This window comes from Streptomyces sp. NPDC079141 (assembly GCF_040686775.1).
GTDB lineage: Bacteria > Actinomycetota > Actinomycetes > Streptomycetales > Streptomycetaceae > Streptomyces.
The window spans coordinates 153,157-169,801 of sequence record NZ_JBFBLP010000010.1 but is presented as its reverse complement, the minus strand read 5'-3'; the positions used below and the strand labels follow the sequence as shown (position 1 = coordinate 169,801).

11 protein-coding genes are annotated in these 16,645 nt (G+C 72.4%); 9 read left to right on the top strand and 2 right to left on the bottom strand.

Annotation, left to right across the window (positions count from 1 at the left end):
• Positions 1-46: 46 nt before the first annotated feature.
• Positions 47-799, bottom strand: a complete 753-nt coding sequence (locus AB0Q90_RS26120; protein ID WP_363164289.1) for a GntR family transcriptional regulator — start codon at positions 797-799, stop codon at positions 47-49.
• 26 nt (positions 800-825) lie between these two features.
• Positions 826-2,178, bottom strand: coding sequence for a homogentisate 1,2-dioxygenase (gene hmgA, locus AB0Q90_RS26115; protein WP_363164288.1), 1,353 nt, complete (start codon positions 2,176-2,178; stop codon positions 826-828).
• Positions 2,179-2,339: 161 nt separating this feature from the next.
• Here hmgA and AB0Q90_RS26110 point away from each other — a divergent pair, with 161 nt between their 5' ends.
• The 9 genes from AB0Q90_RS26110 to AB0Q90_RS26070 all read left to right on the top strand — a co-directional run bounded on the left by AB0Q90_RS26110 (position 2,340) and on the right by AB0Q90_RS26070 (position 16,586).
• Complete coding sequence (locus AB0Q90_RS26110; RefSeq protein ID WP_363164287.1) at positions 2,340-2,939, top strand: hypothetical protein; 600 nt, start codon at positions 2,340-2,342, stop codon at positions 2,937-2,939.
• The gene (locus tag AB0Q90_RS26105) at positions 2,936-3,553 is read left to right on the top strand and encodes a TetR/AcrR family transcriptional regulator (RefSeq protein ID WP_363164286.1); all 618 of its coding nucleotides are present in this window, start codon (positions 2,936-2,938) and stop codon (positions 3,551-3,553) included. Before AB0Q90_RS26110 ends, AB0Q90_RS26105 begins: the two co-directional genes overlap by 4 nt.
• Before the next feature lie 66 nt (positions 3,554-3,619).
• The gene (locus tag AB0Q90_RS26100; RefSeq protein ID WP_363164285.1) at positions 3,620-4,465 is read left to right on the top strand and encodes a hypothetical protein; all 846 of its coding nucleotides are present in this window, start codon (positions 3,620-3,622) and stop codon (positions 4,463-4,465) included.
• On the top strand, positions 4,446-9,842 hold the full coding sequence (locus AB0Q90_RS26095; protein WP_363164284.1) for a caspase family protein: 5,397 nt from the start codon (positions 4,446-4,448) through the stop codon (positions 9,840-9,842). Before AB0Q90_RS26100 ends, AB0Q90_RS26095 begins: the two co-directional genes overlap by 20 nt.
• 122 nt (positions 9,843-9,964) lie before the next feature.
• Positions 9,965-12,202 carry a molybdopterin oxidoreductase family protein gene (locus AB0Q90_RS26090; protein ID WP_363164283.1) on the top strand — a complete coding sequence of 746 codons (2,238 nt, stop codon included), beginning with the start codon at positions 9,965-9,967 and terminating at the stop codon, positions 12,200-12,202.
• A gap of 139 nt (positions 12,203-12,341) precedes the next feature.
• Positions 12,342-13,739 carry a citrate:proton symporter gene (locus AB0Q90_RS26085; RefSeq protein WP_363164282.1) on the top strand — a complete coding sequence of 466 codons (1,398 nt, stop codon included), beginning with the start codon at positions 12,342-12,344 and terminating at the stop codon, positions 13,737-13,739.
• A gap of 24 nt (positions 13,740-13,763) precedes the next feature.
• Positions 13,764-15,005 (top strand): MFS transporter, encoded by a 1,242-nt coding sequence (locus AB0Q90_RS26080; RefSeq protein ID WP_363164281.1) that lies wholly within the window; start codon positions 13,764-13,766, stop codon positions 15,003-15,005.
• Positions 15,006-15,106: 101 nt separating this feature from the next.
• A complete protein-coding gene (locus tag AB0Q90_RS26075; RefSeq protein WP_363164280.1) occupies positions 15,107-15,724 on the top strand; it encodes a hypothetical protein in 618 nt (205 codons plus the stop codon).
• A complete protein-coding gene (locus tag AB0Q90_RS26070) occupies positions 15,714-16,586 on the top strand; it encodes a class F sortase (RefSeq protein ID WP_365733693.1) in 873 nt (290 codons plus the stop codon). The genes AB0Q90_RS26075 and AB0Q90_RS26070 overlap by 11 nt, the downstream gene beginning before the upstream one ends.
• Positions 16,587-16,645 lie beyond the last annotated feature (59 nt).

Genomic DNA, 16,645 nt, shown 5'->3' with positions numbered 1-16,645 from the left:
AAAGGGGCGCGGGGAACTGCGCGACCAGCCCCCACAGCCCGCACCCTCAGGACGACGCATCCAGCGTCACAGTGAACGAGAAACGGTCCCCCCGATAATGGATGACGGCGACATCCAAAACCCGCCCGTCCGTGTCATAAGTAACCCCCGTGTAGTGCAGGATCGGGCTCAGCAACGGCACCTGAAGCAGCCGAGCCGTCTCCGGATCGGCCAGCCGCGCCGACACCGTGTCCGTGATGCGACTGATGTCCGCCCCGACGACGTCCCGCAGCACCTTCGTCATCGGCCAGCGCTCCAGGTCCTCGGCATCGACGTGCGCGGCGACCTCGGGGCGGACCCAGTTGTGGGCGTGGTTCGTCGGCTCGCCCGTCTTCTCGTCGCTGCGCAGCCGGTGGTACGTCGCCACCTCCCCGAGGCCGGGGAAGTACTCGGCCAGTTCGGGCGGCACCGGCGCCTTGCCGTGGTCGAGGAGCTCCGTCACCATGCCCGACTGCTGGGCCACGATCGCGTCCACCGAGCCGAGCAGCCGCACCGGCGCGCCCCGCTGCACATGCGGCTCGATGAACGTGCCCCGCCGGCGGTGGCGGGTGATCAGCCCCTCGTCCTCCAGCTCCTTCAGCGCCTGCCGCATGGTCAGCACGCTCACGCCGTAGTGCCCGGCCAGCTGCTCCTCGGTCGGCAGCCGCAGCGGATCCTGCGGCCGGCGGCCCAGTATCGAGGCGCGCAGCGACTGCGACACCTGGTACCAGAGCGGCAGTTTGCGGTTCAGGACGATCGAGTCCGGGGCGAAGGAGGTCACGGGCTATCCGTACAGGTCGGCTTCGTTCAGTGCAACGGTCGGAAGTGCCGCTCCAGTCCCCGCCACACATCGTCGTACCGCGGCTGGAGGTGTTCGGCCCCCGCCGCGTGCGGGGTCAGCGTCACCGGCCAGCGCGTCTCGAACATGAACGCGAGGCCGTCGTCCAGCCGCTGCGGCTTCAGCTCGGCCGCCGACGCCTTGTCGAACGTCTCCCGGTCCGGCCCGTGCGCCGACATCATGTTGTGCAGCGAGCCGCCGCCCGGCACGAAGCCCTCCGCCTTGGCGTCGTAGGCACCCTCGATGAGGCCCATGTACTCGCTCATCACGTTCCGGTGGAAGTACGGCGGCCGGAAGGTGTCCTCGCCCACCAGCCAGCGCGGCGCGAAGACGACGAAGTCGACCCCGGCCAGACCCGGGGTGTCCGACGGGGACGTCAGCACCGTGAAGATCGACGGGTCGGGATGGTCGTACGAGATCGTCCCGATGACGTTGAAACGGCGCAGGTCGTACACGTACGGCACATGGTTTCCGTGCCAGGCGACGACGTCCAGCGGGGAGTGGTCGTAGGTCGCCGTCCAGAGGTTGCCGCAGTACTTGTTCACCACCTCCACCGGTCCCTCGATGTCCTCGTAGGCGGCGACCGGGGCCCTGAAGTCGCGGGCGTTCGCCAGGCCGTTGGCGCCGATCGGGCCGAGGTCGGGGAGCTGGAAGGGGGCGCCGTAGTTCTCGCAGACGTAGCCGCGGGCCGTCGCGTCCAGCAGTTCGACCCGGAAGCGCACCCCGCGCGGGATCAGCGCCACCTCGCCCGGCTCGGCCCGCAACAGCCCGAACTCCGTGCGCAGCAGCAGCCCGCCGTGCTCGGGGACGATCAGCAGCTCGCCGTCCGCGTCGCTGAAGACGCGCTCCATGGCGGAGTCGGCGTGGTAGAGGTGCACGGCCATGCCGCTGCGCTGGGCGGCGTCGCCGTTGCCGCCCAGTGTCCACAGGCCGGCGAGGAAGTCCGTGCCCGCGGGGGGTGCGGGCAGCGGGTTCCAGCGCAGCCGGTTCGGGTCGGGCACCGTCTCGGCGAAGGGCGCCGTGCGGATCGCGCCGTTCTCCGTGCGGACGAACGCCGGGTGGGCGGCCGACGGGCGGATCCGGTACAGCCAGGAGCGGCGGTTGTGCGCCCGGGGCTCGGTGAAGGCCGAGCCGCTCAGCTGCTCCGCGTACAGGCCGAGGGGCGCGCGCTGGGGCGAATTGCGGCCCTCGGGCAGGGCTCCGGGCACCGCCTCGGAGCTGTGCTCGTTGCCGAAACCGGAGAGATACGTCAGTGTCTCGGCGGTCTTCCGCAGTCCCCCACGCTCGAACACGCTCGCGCGGGAGGTGCCCCCATCGCTCATGATCGCTCCCTAGCCATTGGAATCCTATGCATCACCGTAGGATTGTGGTTCGGTGGGCGCAAGGGGGCGCGGGTCGTACCGCGGGTCTCCTCACTGCGGACGACCAGAACCAGACTCCAGGGGGATTCGAGTTGTCGGACCGGTGTTCTACGCTCCCGGGCATGTCGTGGACGCGGGCCCTGCTCGCCGCGCTCGCGGTCTGTGTCCTGCTGCTGACCGGATCCGTGGGCTGCGGCACCAGTGGCACTCAGGAACAGAACAACGGCGAGTCGCTCTCGCCGGTGGGCGAGCTGCTCGAAGACACCGACGAGGACGGCCGCGCCTACCGCGAGGTGGACGACGAGGGCGCCCCCGAGATCGGCATCGAGGTGCAGCCCGAGGCCGACGACAGCTGGGACGTGACCCTGACCGTGCGCAACTTCCGCTTCTCGCCCCCGGGAGCGAAGAGCGAGGCCGTCGCCGGCCAGGGCCTTGCCCACCTCTATCTGAACGGCCGCCTGATCACCCGGCTGCGCACCCCCGAGTACCGCCTGCCGGCCGAACTCGTCCCGCGCGGCACGCACCACGTCACCGCCCGCCTGTACGCCGACGACGGCACCGTATGGGCCGTGGACGGCGAGCCGGTGGAGAGCACGGCCGACATCACGGCGTCGGGGGCCGGGCCCACGTCCACGGAGAGCACGCCCGCGATGAGTGCAGGGGCCACCGGAGTCCGTACCAGGGGGCAAGGTTCACCGGACCAGGCCGGAAAGGCATCATGAAGCCCGTGCCCCACACGAACTCGCTCCGCCGTGCACCCGTGCAACGGCGCAGTGCCGAACGGCTCACCAGGATCCTCGACGCCTGCGCCGAACTCCTCGACGAGGTCGGCTACGAGGACCTGAGCACCCGCGCCGTCGCCCAGCGCGCCGGCGTCCCCATCGGCTCCGTGTACCGCTTCTTCGGCAACAAGCGCCAGATGGCCGACGCCCTCGCCCAGCGCAACCTGGAGAGCTACGCCGAGCGCGTCACCGAGCGCCTGGAGGACACCGGCGCCGGAGACTGGCGCACGGCGATGGACGCCGTACTCGACGAGTACCTGGTGATGAAGCGGACCGCCCCCGGCTTCTCCCTCGTCGACTTCGGCAACCAGATCCCGGTCGGTGACCGCCGCGCCGAACCCAACCACCGCGTCGCCGACCGCCTCACCGGCCTCCTGGCCGGCTACCTCGGCCGCACCGCCGACGAGGATCTGCGCCGTGTCTTCCTCGTCGCCGTGGAGACCGCCGACACCCTGGTCCACCTCGCCTTCCGGGTCTCCCCCGAGGGCGACGAACGGATCATCGAGGAGGCGCGGGAGCTGCTGCGGGCGTATCTCGCGCGGGTCCTGGACTGAACGGCGCCCGCAGGCCCGCCCGTTGCTAAGGTGATCAGACCCTTGGGGCGCGCATGGGGGGACGCCATGGCTCGGGTCGTCTGCATCCACGGAATCGGCCGGCAGTACGCCGGCGAACGGCAGTTGCACACCGCCTGGCATCCCGCGCTCACCGACGGCCTGCTCCGCGCCGGGGCTTCCCTGCAACTTCCCGCGCAGGACATGAGTTGCGTCTTCTACGGCGACCTGTTCCGCCCGCCCGGCCGCACCCTCGCCGTCCAGGACCCGCCTCTCGACGCCTCCGACGTCGACGAGGGCTTTGAGACCGACCTCCTGCTGTCGCTGTGGACGGAGGCCGCCCGCACCGACGAGGCCGTCCTGCCGCCCGACGCCCGCACCCTGGCCCGCACCCCGCAGACCGTCCAGCGCGCCCTGAACGCCCTCAGCCGCTCCCGGTTCTTCGCCGGCGTCGCCCTGCGCGGACTGGTCCTCGACCTCAAACAGGTCCGCGCCTACCTGTGCGACCCCGCCGTACGCGACGCCGTGCAGCAGCGCGTCGCCGCCGCCGTGACCGACCGCACCCAAGTCGTCGTGGGGCACTCCCTCGGCAGCGTCGTCGCCTACGAGGCGCTGTGCGCGCACCCCGACTGGCCGGTGCGCGCCCTGCTGACGCTCGGCTCGCCGCTCGGCATCCGCAACCTCGTCTACGACCGGCTGCCCAAACCCGGAGCCTGGCCCGGCGGGGTCGACGCATGGACGAACATCGCGGACGAGGGCGATGTCGTCGCCCTGGTGAAGGACCTGCGCCCGCTCTTCGGCGACCGCGTCGAGTGTCATCTCGTCCACAACGGCAGCCGGGCCCACGACGCGACCCGCTATCTCGACACCCAGCAGGCGGGCCGGGCGGTGACCGATGGCTGCGGACTCGGCTGAGGCGCCCGCCCGGCGGTTCCTCATCGCCGCCGCCGTCACGGACGTAAAGGCACACCCCGAGGCGGAACGCCCCGAACTCGCCGACGACGTACGGCGGATGGAGGAGCTGTTCCTGGGGGAGCTGGGGTACGTCAGAGGCGCCCGACCGGGCCTCGACCCGACGCGGAACCAACTTCTGGACGCCTTGGGGGAGTTCGCCAAGGCCCCCGACCGCCGACCGGACGACTACGTCGTTCTCTACCTGGCCACCCATGGCATCACGGCCGAACACAGCGGCCGCCACTACCTGTTGCTGCACGACAGCGACGCCCGCGACCTGCGCCGCACCGCCCTGCCCACCGACGACCTGGTCGCCCAGCTGTGGGAGGACACCGCCATCGAGCGGCTCCTGGTACTGATCGACGCCTGCTACGCCGAGGAGGGCGCCGACACCGCCCTGCGCGCGGCGCTGGAGGCCCGCCGCTTCCGCGAGCCGGTCACCGAGCACGGCAGCACCGGCCTGGTCCTGATCTCCTCCTCCCGCCGCAAGGAGGAGACCTACACCGGCGCCCTGTCCGCCGCCTTCGACCGCGCCGTACGCCGCCAGGCCACCGCGGGCCACGCACCCGCCCACATCAGCCTCGAACACGTCATGGCGGCCATCCGCAGCGACCCCGAAGTCCCGCGCGCGCAACGCCCGGTGTGGTCCCTGACCCACGCCACCGGCGACATCCCGGCCTTCCTGCCCAACCCGCGCCACATCCCCGACGCGGACGGACTCCGGCTGGAGGAGATCGACCGCATCGTCACCCTCGGGGCGCGCGAACGCGGCGCCCGCGAGCAGGACATGCGGGGCTTCTTCCTGCCGCGGGCGCGCGGGACGGACGTACCGACGGAGGACGTCTGGAACTTCACCGGGCGGCATGTGGCGATCGGGGACGTCACGGGGTGGCTCGCCCCGGGGAGGGGGGAGGACCGGCTGTGCGTGGTGACGGGCGACCCCGGCTCCGGAAAGTCGTCCCTGCTCGGGCTGGTGGCGGTCCTCACCGACCAGTCCCGTACGGCGTCCATGCCGCGCGCCGGGCTGCCCGCCGAACTGCCTTCCTCCGGCGCCGTAGACGAACGGATCAACGCCAGTCATCTCTCCACCCGGCAGCTCCTCGACGCCCTGTCCGCGGCGGCAGGCTGTGCCGCGGAGTCACTGGGCGCGCTGACGGCCCACCTCCAGACCCGTACGAGCCCCCTCGTCGTCCTCATCGACTCCCTCGACGAGGCACTCGCCCCGCACGAGGTCGTCGACGAACTCCTCACCCCGCTCACCGACCCCGAACGCCGCCTGCCCCTACGGCTGTTGGTCGGCGCCCGCCCCCACATCGCGCACCGGCTCCCCGCCACCGCCCCACGCATCGACCTCGACTCCGAGCGGTACGGCGATCCGGACGCCGTCCGTGCTTACGCCCGCAAGCTGCTGTCCGCGCAGGGCTCCGCCTCGCCCGAGCTGCTGGATGCGATCGCCGAGGCGGTCGCGGAGGCGGCGGGCCGCTCGTTCCTGGTGGCCCGCATCACCGCCCTCACGATCGCCCGGGAACCGCGCCCGCCCGACCCCTGCGACCGGCGGTGGCGCGACGAACTCCCGCGGCTGCCCGGTGAGGCGATGGAAAGGGACCTCACCCAGCGGCTGGGGCCGGAGGCCTCCCGCGCCCGCGACCTCCTCCTCCCGCTCGCCTACGCCCAGGGCGCCGGCCTGCCCTGGGCGGGCGTCTGGCCCCGCCTGGCCTCGGCGATCACCGGCCGCCCGTACGGCGACGAGGACATCGTGTGGCTGCGGCAGGCGGCGGGCTCGTACGTGGTGGAGAGCGTGGAGGACGGGGGGTCGGTGTACCGGGTGTATCACCGGGCGCTGATCGAGTACTTGCGGGAGGGGCGGGATCCGGAGCGGGTCCAGCGGGCGGTGACGGAGGTGTTGTGGGGCGGCGAACACCCCTACGTCCGGCGTTACTTGGCGCTGCACGCCGGGGAGGGCGGTGTACTCGACCCGCTGGTGCAGGACGCCGGGTTCGTGCTCTCCTGCGACCCCGGCCAACTCCTGGCGGCCCTGCCCCGGTTGCGGACGGCCGACGGGTTCCGGGCCGGACAGGCCCTGCGTGACCTGGAGGAGGTCCTGCGCTCGTACAACGGAGCCGGGCGGTCCGACCCCGAACTGCGGGCCCGGCTGCGGCTGGCGGCCGTGTGCCGCCGGGCCCAGGCCCTGGCCGACTCGTGCGACGCGGGGGAGGAGGAGCTGCCGTGGCGGGCGCGGTGGGCCGCGTGGAATCCGCACGAGGGGGCGCGGAGTTATCCGGGGCTGCTGGGAAGCCCGCGGCGGGGCCTCGTGGTCCCCGGCGCATCGGCCGAGTACTTTCAGATCTCGTCCGACGACGAGGTGTCCGCGTACGGCCTGAACTCCGGTGTCCGGCGCCTGATCGCGCACGAGTCGGGCGGCTTGAGCCTGGACAGCGACACGCTCACCGCGGTTCCCCAAATGCGCGGCTGCGCGGCCGCGGCCGTGGGAACCAGCATGCCCTTCGTGTTCGACACCGGGCCGCAGAACGGCAAGGACTGGGCCCGCCTGCTCCACGTCTGGGACCACCGGCGTCGCACCTGGCTGCTGCCGTCCGACACCGGGTACGACAGGGAGGCGGGGCGGCGACCGCTGCGGTACGCGGAGCAGGTGGCGGTGCTCGCCGACGCGGCGGGTGAACCGGCGTTCGCGGCGCTGCGGTTCCCCGGCCGCGTGTCCGTCTACCGCCTCGGCGGAGCACTGGCCTACCCGTCCCTCGGCCGCCGGCAACGGCGCTCGGTGAGCTCCTGGACCGAGGAGCAATGGGAGGCCAGGACGGACCAGATGCTCGCCGAGCATCTGCGGACGATCACTCCGGCCGGGTCGAGCACCGCCATCACGTTCTGCGCGGCCCCCGGTGCCCTGCCCGCCAGGTCACTGCTGCTGGGATACGACGACGGGATCGTCCGCGTGGTCTCCGTCGAGTCGGGCGACGTGCTCGCCGAGGCACGCACGGGCCACACCCTGGGCGTGACCCGCATCGCCCTGATCACCGGCCACCCGCAGGGACGCCTCCTGGTCACGGCCGGTGACGACAACACGGTCCGGGTCACCTCCCTCACCAGCGGCGAACCCGTGCGGACCGTCCTGACCGCTCGACTCCCCGTCGCATCGCTGGTGGTACACCGGGTGGGCCGGCAGTGGATCGTCGCCGCGGTGACCTGGGACGGGCAACTGCACCGCTTCGACCTCGACAGCGGCCGCCCGATCGGTCTGCCGCTGCGGGTGGACGAGGGTTCCTCGGTCAGACTGGAGACCTTCGATCTCGGCCCGCACGTGTGCGTGTCGGTCCAGGGCTACCAGCACGGACTCCAGCTGTACGACCTCGTCACCGGAGTACGCATCGGTGGACAGGTCCTGGCCCATGAGGCCACCGCGCTCTGCGTGACGGGCGGGACGGTCTGTGCGGGCGGCTCCGACGGCATGGTCCGGCTCTGGCCCACCGAGCACGCGGCCGACTCCACCCAGCTCACGGCCCACGCGAGAGCCGTTCTCGCGCTGGGCGAGATCCGTGGCCCGTCCGGCGTGCCCGCCCTGGTCAGCGTCGGCCTGGACAACATGATCCGCTGCTGGGACCCGGCCCGGCGTCTTGAGCTGTGGCGACGGCGCGTGCTGTACCAGGGCGTCTGGACGTTCCCGCTGATGGGCTGCGCCACGACCGGGCGTACGGCTGACGGCCGGGACCTCGTCGTCACCGGCGAGTACGGCGGACGCGTGAGCGTCCTGCTGCTCAGGGACGGACTGCCGGTCGCGGAGCAGGAGTTCACCGTGCCGGACGTCGTCACCGCGCTGACCACCGGCCGGGTGCGCGGCCGGGACGTGGTCGTCGTCGGCACGGGGTCGGGTCGGCTGGCCTGCTGGGACGTGGGCGCCGGCCGGATGTTCGCGCTGGGCCCGCGGCCCGACGAGCCGGTGTGGACGACCGCCCTCGCCCTCGCCCCCGACGGCTCGGGGAGGCTGGGCGTCGGAGGCTTCGACGGCACTGTGCGGGAATGGACCCTGCCCACGTGCAGACCCCTGGGGCCGGCCCGGACGGCACATCGCCTCCGGGTGTGCGCGCTGGCCTGGGTCGGCTCGCGGCTCGTCGGTTCCGGCGGCGACCACCGCCTGGTGTCGTACGGCGACGGCTGGGAGCGGCGCATGCCGCAGCCGGTCATCTCGTTCGGGGCAACGGACGAAGGGCTGTTGTGCGGTGACGAGACCGGCCATGTGTGGCGGCTCGCCGCCGACGGGACCGGCTGGCGGGTGGAGCGGGTGCTCGACGAGGTGCGTCCCGTGCCCGCCGTCGCCGTGGTTCCCCTCGACGGGCGCCTGGCGGTCGCGGCAGGCAGCTCGGACGGGTCGGTCGAGGTGCGGGACGGCGGCAGCGGCAGGCTGGTCCACCGGTTGCGGCCCGTGTGCGACAGCGGTGTGGACGAACTGGCCACCGTGGTCCGCCGGTCGGAGGACGGCGCGCGGCGCCAGCTGCTGTTCGCACGCAGCTGGGAGGGGCTGCTGGAGTACTGGGACTTCGGCCCGGGTGACGCCGTGGCTGCGGCGGGAGGACACGTGGACCTGCCACCGGTGTTCGTCAGGGGCCGGGAGCGGCTGTCCGTGGTGTCCGGCGACCGGGAGGCACAGTCACTGCTGGCACTCACGTCGTGGGGAGGCAGCGACTCCGCCACCCCTCGCTGGTACCGGCAGAGCAAGGTCGCCGTCCACGACGTCGACGACGGCCCGCTGCTGGACCAGCCGTGCACCGCCCTGGGGGAGATCGCCTCCCTGGGCGACCTCCGCGCGGTCCGCTGCGCCGGCCGGCTGCTGATCCTCGTGGAGATCGAGTTCACGGAGGTGCGCATCCTGGACACGGAGACAGACCGCTGGGCGCGGCTGCCGGAGACCGACCTGGTCGAGGTGTACGTCCTTCCCGGGAAGACGGGGGACGAACTCATGGTGATCGGCGCCGACCGCACCAGGATCGTTCCGTGGGCCGCCCTGGAGCGCCGCTTCGGCCCCGACCCGGGCCCCGCCCCGCTGCGGCGGGCCGCGAACCGGCTGCGGAGGCCGCAACGTTCCACGGCCGCCTGGCCCGCCACCACGTACGAACACGAGTGGTGGCACTGGGTGCGGTTCGCCGCCCTGCTGCCCGACGGTGATTCCTACGCCGTGTCGGACGGGAGCACCCTCGCCGTGATCGGCATCCGGGACGGCAGGGTGCGCCGCTACATCGAGCTGCCCTCCCGCTGCACGGCCCTCGCCGCGGCCCCCTCCGGGGAACTGGTCGTCGGCACGGCCAACGGCCTCATCCTCTTCGACTGAATTCGACTGAACCCCGCGCGAATTTCCGACCTCACCCCCGGCACCCCCTCCCCAGCATGCATACCGGTCGGTATGCTCACCCTGTCCGTGCGCCACCGACGTCGCCGCCCCCGGGAGGACCCGTGTCCCGCACCGCCCTGCGAATCTGCCCCCTGTGCGAGGCCACCTGCGGGCTGACCCTCACCATTGAGGGCACCCGTGTCACCGGTGCCCGCGGTGACCGGGACGACGTCTTCAGTCAGGGGTTCATCTGCCCCAAGGGGGCCTCCTTCGGGGCCGTCGACGGCGACCCCGACCGGCTGCGCACCCCGCTCGTGCGCAAGGACGGCGAGCTGCGCGAGGCCACCTGGGAGGAGGCCTTCGACGCGGTCGCCGCCGGGATCCGGCCGGTGGTCGAGCGGCACGGTCCGAACGCCGTCGGCGTCGTCCTCGGCAACCCCAACGTCCACACCATGGCCGGCGCCCTCTATCCGCCGGTCCTGCTCGCCGGTCTCGGCACCCGCAGCATCTTCACCGCGTCCACGGTCGACCAGATGCCCAAGCACGTTTCCAGCGGGCTCCTGTACGGCGATGCCAACGCCATCCCCGTACCCGACCTCGACCTCACCGACCATCTCCTCCTCATCGGCGCCAACCCCCTGGAATCCAACGGGAGTCTGTGCACCGCCCCCGACTTCCCCGGCAAGCTCAAGGCGCTCAAGGCCCGCGGCGGCACCCTCACCGTCATCGACCCCCGCCGCACCCGCACCGCCAGGCTCGCCGACCGCCACCTCGCGATCCGCCCCGGCGCCGACGCGCTGCTGCTGGCCGCGATGGCATACGTCCTGTTCGAGGAAGGTCTCGTGGCCACGGGGGAGTTGACCCCGCACCTCCAGGGCATCGACGAACTCCGGGGCGCCCTCGAAGACTTCACCCCCGAGGCCGTCGCCGACGCCTGTGACATCGACGCCGGCACGATCCGCGCCCTCGCCCGCGAACTCGCCGCCGCCCCCACCGCCGCCGTGTACGCCCGCATCGGCAGCTGTACGGTCCCGCACGGCACCCTGGCCAGCTGGCTCGTGGACGTTCTCAACATCCTCACCGGTAACCTCGACCGCCCCGGCGGCGCCCTCTTCCCGCAGGCGGCCACCGACAGGACACCCCGCCCCGCCGGGCCCGGCCACGGCTTCCAGCTCGCCCGCTGGCACTCCCGGGTGAGCAAACACCCCGAAGCCAAGGGCGAGTTGCCGCTGTCCTCGCTCGCCGAGGAGATCGACACCGCCACCGAAGACGGCGAACCCGTCCGGGCGCTGATCGTCGTCGCCGCCAACCCCGTCCTGTCCGCCCCCGACGGCGACCGGCTCGACAAGGCCCTCGGCTCGCTCGACTTCATGGTCAGCGTCGACCCCTACCTCAACGAGACCTCCCGTCACGCCCACGTCGTCCTGCCGCCGCCCCCGCCCTCGCAGAGCCCCCACCACGACTTCGCCTTCAACACCCTCGCCGTCCGCAACCAGGTCCGCTACACCCGGCCCGCCGTGCCCCTGGAGCCCGGCCGCATGGCCGAGACGGAGATCCTCGCCCGGCTGGTCCTCGCGGCGACCGGAATGCACGGCGCCGACCCGTCCGCGGTCGACGACCTCGTCGTCGGCCAGACCCTCGGCAAGGCCGTCAAGGAAGCCCACTCACCCGTGCACGGCCGCGACCCCGGCGAACTCGCCGGCCTGCTCACCGGCGAGACCGGCCCCGAGCGGCGGCTCGACATGATGCTGCGCCTCGGTCCCTACGGCGACGGCTTCGGCGTACGACCGGACGGGCTGAGCCTCACCCGGCTGCTCGCGCATCCCCACGGCATCGACCTCGGCCCCCTCGGCTCCCGGCTGCCCCAGCCGCTGAAGACCAGGAGCGGCAAGGTCGAACTGCTGCCGCGGCCGATCGCGGACGACCTGCCCAGGCTGCGGGAGGCCGTGCGCCGCAAGGCCGACGGACTCGTCCTCGTCGGCCGCCGCCATCTGCGCTCCAACAACAGCTGGATGCACAACGTCCCCGCCCTCACCGGCGGCACCAACCGCTGCACCCTGCACATCCACCCCGAGGACGCCGCACGTCTCGGGGTCACGGACGGGGCTCCCGTGCGGGTGAAGGGCGCCGGGGGAGAGGTAGTCGCCCCCGCGGAGGTCACCGACACCGTGCGCCCGGGCGTGGTGAGCCTGCCGCACGGCTGGGGCCACGACCGGGCCGGCACCCGCCTCGGCCACGCCGCGAAGGACCCCGGAGTCAACGTCAACCAGCTCCTCGACGGCAGTCTGCTCGACCCGCTGTCGGGCAACGCGGTCCTCAACGGCGTACCGGTAGAACTGGCCACCGCGGCGGCCCTGTGAGCAGCGCAAAGCTGTGACCAGCAGTTTTGCGCTTATTGCTCGCACGTCAACGTCTTGTTAAGGCCGCTTAAACAGACCTAACGTCGTCGCACCGCCGGCCCTGGTGGGATGTTCAAGGGCGAACGTTAGGTATCCACTCATGCTGACCATCCTCGGCTTCGCCATGATCGCGACCTTCCTGGTCCTGATCATGATGAAGAAGATGTCGCCGATCGCGGCGCTCGTGCTGATCCCAGCACTGTTCTGCGTGTTCGTCGGAAAGGGCGCCCATCTCGGTGACTACGTCATCGAAGGCGTCACCAGCCTCGCCCCCACCGCGGCGATGCTCATGTTCGCGATCGTCTACTTCGGTGTGATGATCGACGTCGGCCTCTTCGACCCGATCGTGCGCGGGATCCTGAAGTTCGCGAAGGCCGACCCGTTGCGGATCGTCCTCGGCACCGCGCTGCTCGCCGCGATCGTCTCCCTGGACGGCGACGGCTCGACCACCTTCATGATCACGGTCTCCGCGCTGTACCCGCTGTACAAGCGCCTGAAGATGAGCCTGGTCATCCTCACCGGTGTCGCCGCCATGGCGAACGGCGTCATGAACACCCTCCCGTGGGGCGGCCCGACCGCCCGCGCCGCCACCGCGCTCAAGCTCGACGCCAGCGACATCTTCGTCCCGATGATCCCGGCCCTCGCCGTGGGCCTGGTCTTCGTGATCGGCCTGTCGTACGTGCTCGGTCTGCGCGAGCGCAAGCGGCTCGGCACGCTGACGCTGGACGAGGTGCTGGTCGAGGAGAAGGAGACCGAGACGGTCCTCGTGGGCGCCGGCGGCTCCGGCAACGGCACGGCCCGCACGACCTCCGGCGGCGCCGGCTCCGGCACCGACGCGGACAAGGACGACGACGACTTCCAGGGCCTCGACCCGAACCGGGCCACCCTGCGCCCCAAGCTGTACTGGTTCAACGCGCTGCTCACGGTCTCGCTGCTGACCGCCATGATCATGGAGTGGCTGCCGATCCCGGTGCTGTTCCTGCTCGGCGCCGCGCTCGCCCTCACCGTCAACTTCCCGCACATCCCCGACCAGAAGGCCCGGCTCGCCGCCCACGCCGACAACGTCCTCAACGTCTCCGGCATGGTCTTCGCCGCCGCCGTCTTCACCGGCGTCCTCCAGGGCACCGGCATGGTCGACAGCATGGCCAAGTGGATGGTGGACGTCATCCCCGAGGGCATGGGCCCGCACATGGCCCTGGTCACCGGCGTGCTGAGCCTGCCGCTCACCTACTTCATGTCCAACGACGGCTTCTACTTCGGCGTCCTGCCGGTCCTCGCCGAGGCCGGTGCCGCGCACGGCGTCTCGCCGCTGGAGATGGCCCGCGCCTCGCTGGTCGGCCAGCCGCTGCACATGTCGAGCCCGCTCGTCCCGGCCGTGTACGTCCTGGTCGGCATGGCCAAGGTCGAGTTCGGCGACCACACGAAATTCGTGGTCAAGTGGGCCGCCCTCACCTGCCTCGTCATCCTCGGTGCGGGCATGCTCTTCGGAATCATCTGATCCACTCCACGGAGGAACGCGCACATGGCACCCGGTAGGAACCGCGGCTGGCTGCTCCGCCTCGTCATCGCCTTCAGCTTCGCGCAGGGGGCGGTGTCGATGGCCCGGCCCGCCGTGTCCTACCGGGCCCTCGCGCTGGGCGCGGACGAGCGGGCGATCGGTGTCATCGCCGGTGTGTACGCGCTGCTGCCGCTGTTCGTCGCCGTACCCCTGGGCCGCCGTACCGACCACGGCCGCTGCGCGCCCCTGCTGCCCGTCGGAGTGGTCCTCATATCCGGCGGCTGCGCGCTCAGCGGCCTCGCGGGCTCCCTGGGGACGATGGCCCTGTGGAGCGGGGTGATGGGTCTCGGCCACCTCTGCTTCGTGATCGGCGCCCAGTCGCTGGTCGCCCGCCAGTCCGCCCCGCACGAACAGGACCGCAACTTCGGCCACTTCACCATCGGCGCCTCGCTCGGCCAGCTCGTCGGCCCGATCGCCGCGGGCGCCCTGATCGGCGGCCCGGACATGGCCCGCACCAGCGCGCTCGCCCTGCTGGTCGCGGGCGCGGGCGCGGCCGTCGCGTGCACCTCGCTGTGGCGCATAGAACACCGCGACACGGCGGCCAAGTCCCGTACCGGGCAAGGCGACCGCGTCCCCGTCCGCCGTATTCTGCGCGCCCGGGGGGTGCCCGGCGGCATCTTCCTCAGCCTCTCCGTGCTGTCCGCCACCGACATCCTCACGGCCTACCTTCCGGTGGTCGGCGAGCACCGCGGCATCGCCCCGTCCGTGATCGGCCTGCTGCTCAGCCTGCGTGCGGCAGCCACCATCGCCTGCCGCCTGGTGCTCACGCCCCTGCTGCGGCTGCTGGGGCGGACGTTGCTGCTGACCGTCACCTGCCTGCTGGCGGCCGTGCTGTGCGTCGGCATCGCCCTGCCGGTGCCGGTGTGGGCGCTGGCCCTGATGCTCGCCGTCCTCGGCTTCTGTCTAGGGGTGGGCCAGCCGCTGTCGATGACGACGGTCGTCCAGGCCGCCCCCGACGGCGCCCGCTCCACCGCCCTCGCCCTGCGCCTGACCGGCAACCGCCTGGGCCAGGTCGCCGCTCCCGCCACGGCCGGCCTGGTCGCCGGTGTCGTGGGCGTGGCGGCGCCGTTCGTGATGCTCGGCGCGCTGCTGCTGCTCTCCTCGGCGGTCGCGCTGCGCTCCCCGGCGAAGCCGGCCGAGGAGCCCGGCGAGGTCGTTCGGCGGCGTCGGCCGGGGGTGACCTTGGGCCGGAAGGGCGATGACTGACGGGTCGTAGGGCGGGGCGCTCACCGTTCGCCGTGGATATGTGACAAAGAGTCAGACGAAGCGCGATTTGTACGACAATCGTCAGACTCGGAGGACTCTGCATGCCCACCACGTCTCACCCACGCCGCGTCGCCGCCCTCGCGGCCCTCACCGTCGCAGTGAGCCCGCTGATCGGGATGCCCGCGGCGGGTGCAGCCCCGCTGGCGCCCGGCGACAACGGCACCGTCAAGATCCACACGGCGCCGTACGACAACGTCAAGCGCACGCCCTACGGCGACCCGCGGGACGAGCCGAAGGTCTGCAAGTTCTACATCGACGCCGCGAACTTCGACGACGGCCAGAACATCACCTGGAACATCGCGACCCAGCCGACGGTCCCCAACGGCGCCACGCTCAACGGCACGATCTCGCTCCCGGACGGCTCCGGCCACACCGCGGACTTCACGCTGCCCGACGGGATGTACAAGCTCGTCTGGAAGATCGACGGCGGCATGGGCGCGGGCAAGCAGAAGGTGTTCAAGGTCGACTGCGTCACCGGGCCCGGCGGTCCTGGCGGTCCTGGCGGCCCCGGCGGCCCGAACGGCGGTCCGCCCGCCGGCGGCGGTGGGCTCGCCAAGGACGACGCCTTCGCTCCGGTGGCCGGCGCCGCCGCCGTGGGTGTGGCCGCGGTCGGCGGAGTGATGTGGTTCCGGCTCCGGCGCCGCCCGCATGGCGCGTAGCCACAGCCACCGGCGTCGCCGCAGGCCCTGGTACCGGACGCGCGCCTACCGCCTGGCGAGGACGGTCGCGGTGACCGTCTCGCTGGTGGCGGGCGGCGTCTGGTGGGCCCAGGGCGGGGAGTCCGGCGGGGCGGCCGAAGCCGCCCGGCCGGGCTCCCCGGCGGTGGCCCCGACCGGGGGGCGCACCGACGCGCGCGGCGCACAGCAGCAGCGCCCGCAGGGCACCGACGTCCGCGGGCCGCAGCACCCGCGGCGCCCCGAGCGGCCGGCACCCCCTCGCCGGCCGGCCCCGAAGTCCTCGCCGGCCGCACCCGCGAAGGCCGCTCCGAGCGCACCCGCGAAGGCTGCCCCGGCGGCGCCCCCCGTGCCCCGCCCCCTCCCGCGCTCCCGCGCCGCCCGCCTCGCGATCGACTACCTCGACCTCGACGCCCCGGTCATGAGCCTCCGCCTCGACCGCGAACGCCGGCTGCCCGCACCCCCGGACGACGACCCGAACCTGGTCGGCTGGTACGAGGGCGGGCCCTCACCGGGCGAGCAGGGGACCGCCGTCGCCGTGGGCCATCTCGACACCGACACCGGACCCGCCGTCTTCGCCGGCCTCACCGAACTCAAGCGCGGCCGCCTGATCGAGGTGGCGCGCGCCGACGGCCGCACCGCCGTCTACGCCGTCGACGCGGTCCGCTCCTACGAGAAGGACAAGTTCCCCAACCGCGAGGTGTACGGCGCCCGGGGCCGCCCCGAACTGCGGCTCATCACCTGCGGCGGCGACTACGACCGCAGGACCGGCTACTCCGGAAATGTCGTCGTCTTCGCCCACCTGGTGAAGACGCACGAGCCGCCCGCGGCCGCGGCCCGGCGCTGAATCCGGCCGTCCGCTTTCTCACCTGCTGGACCGCCGCGTCCGATCCTGCCCATTCCCTT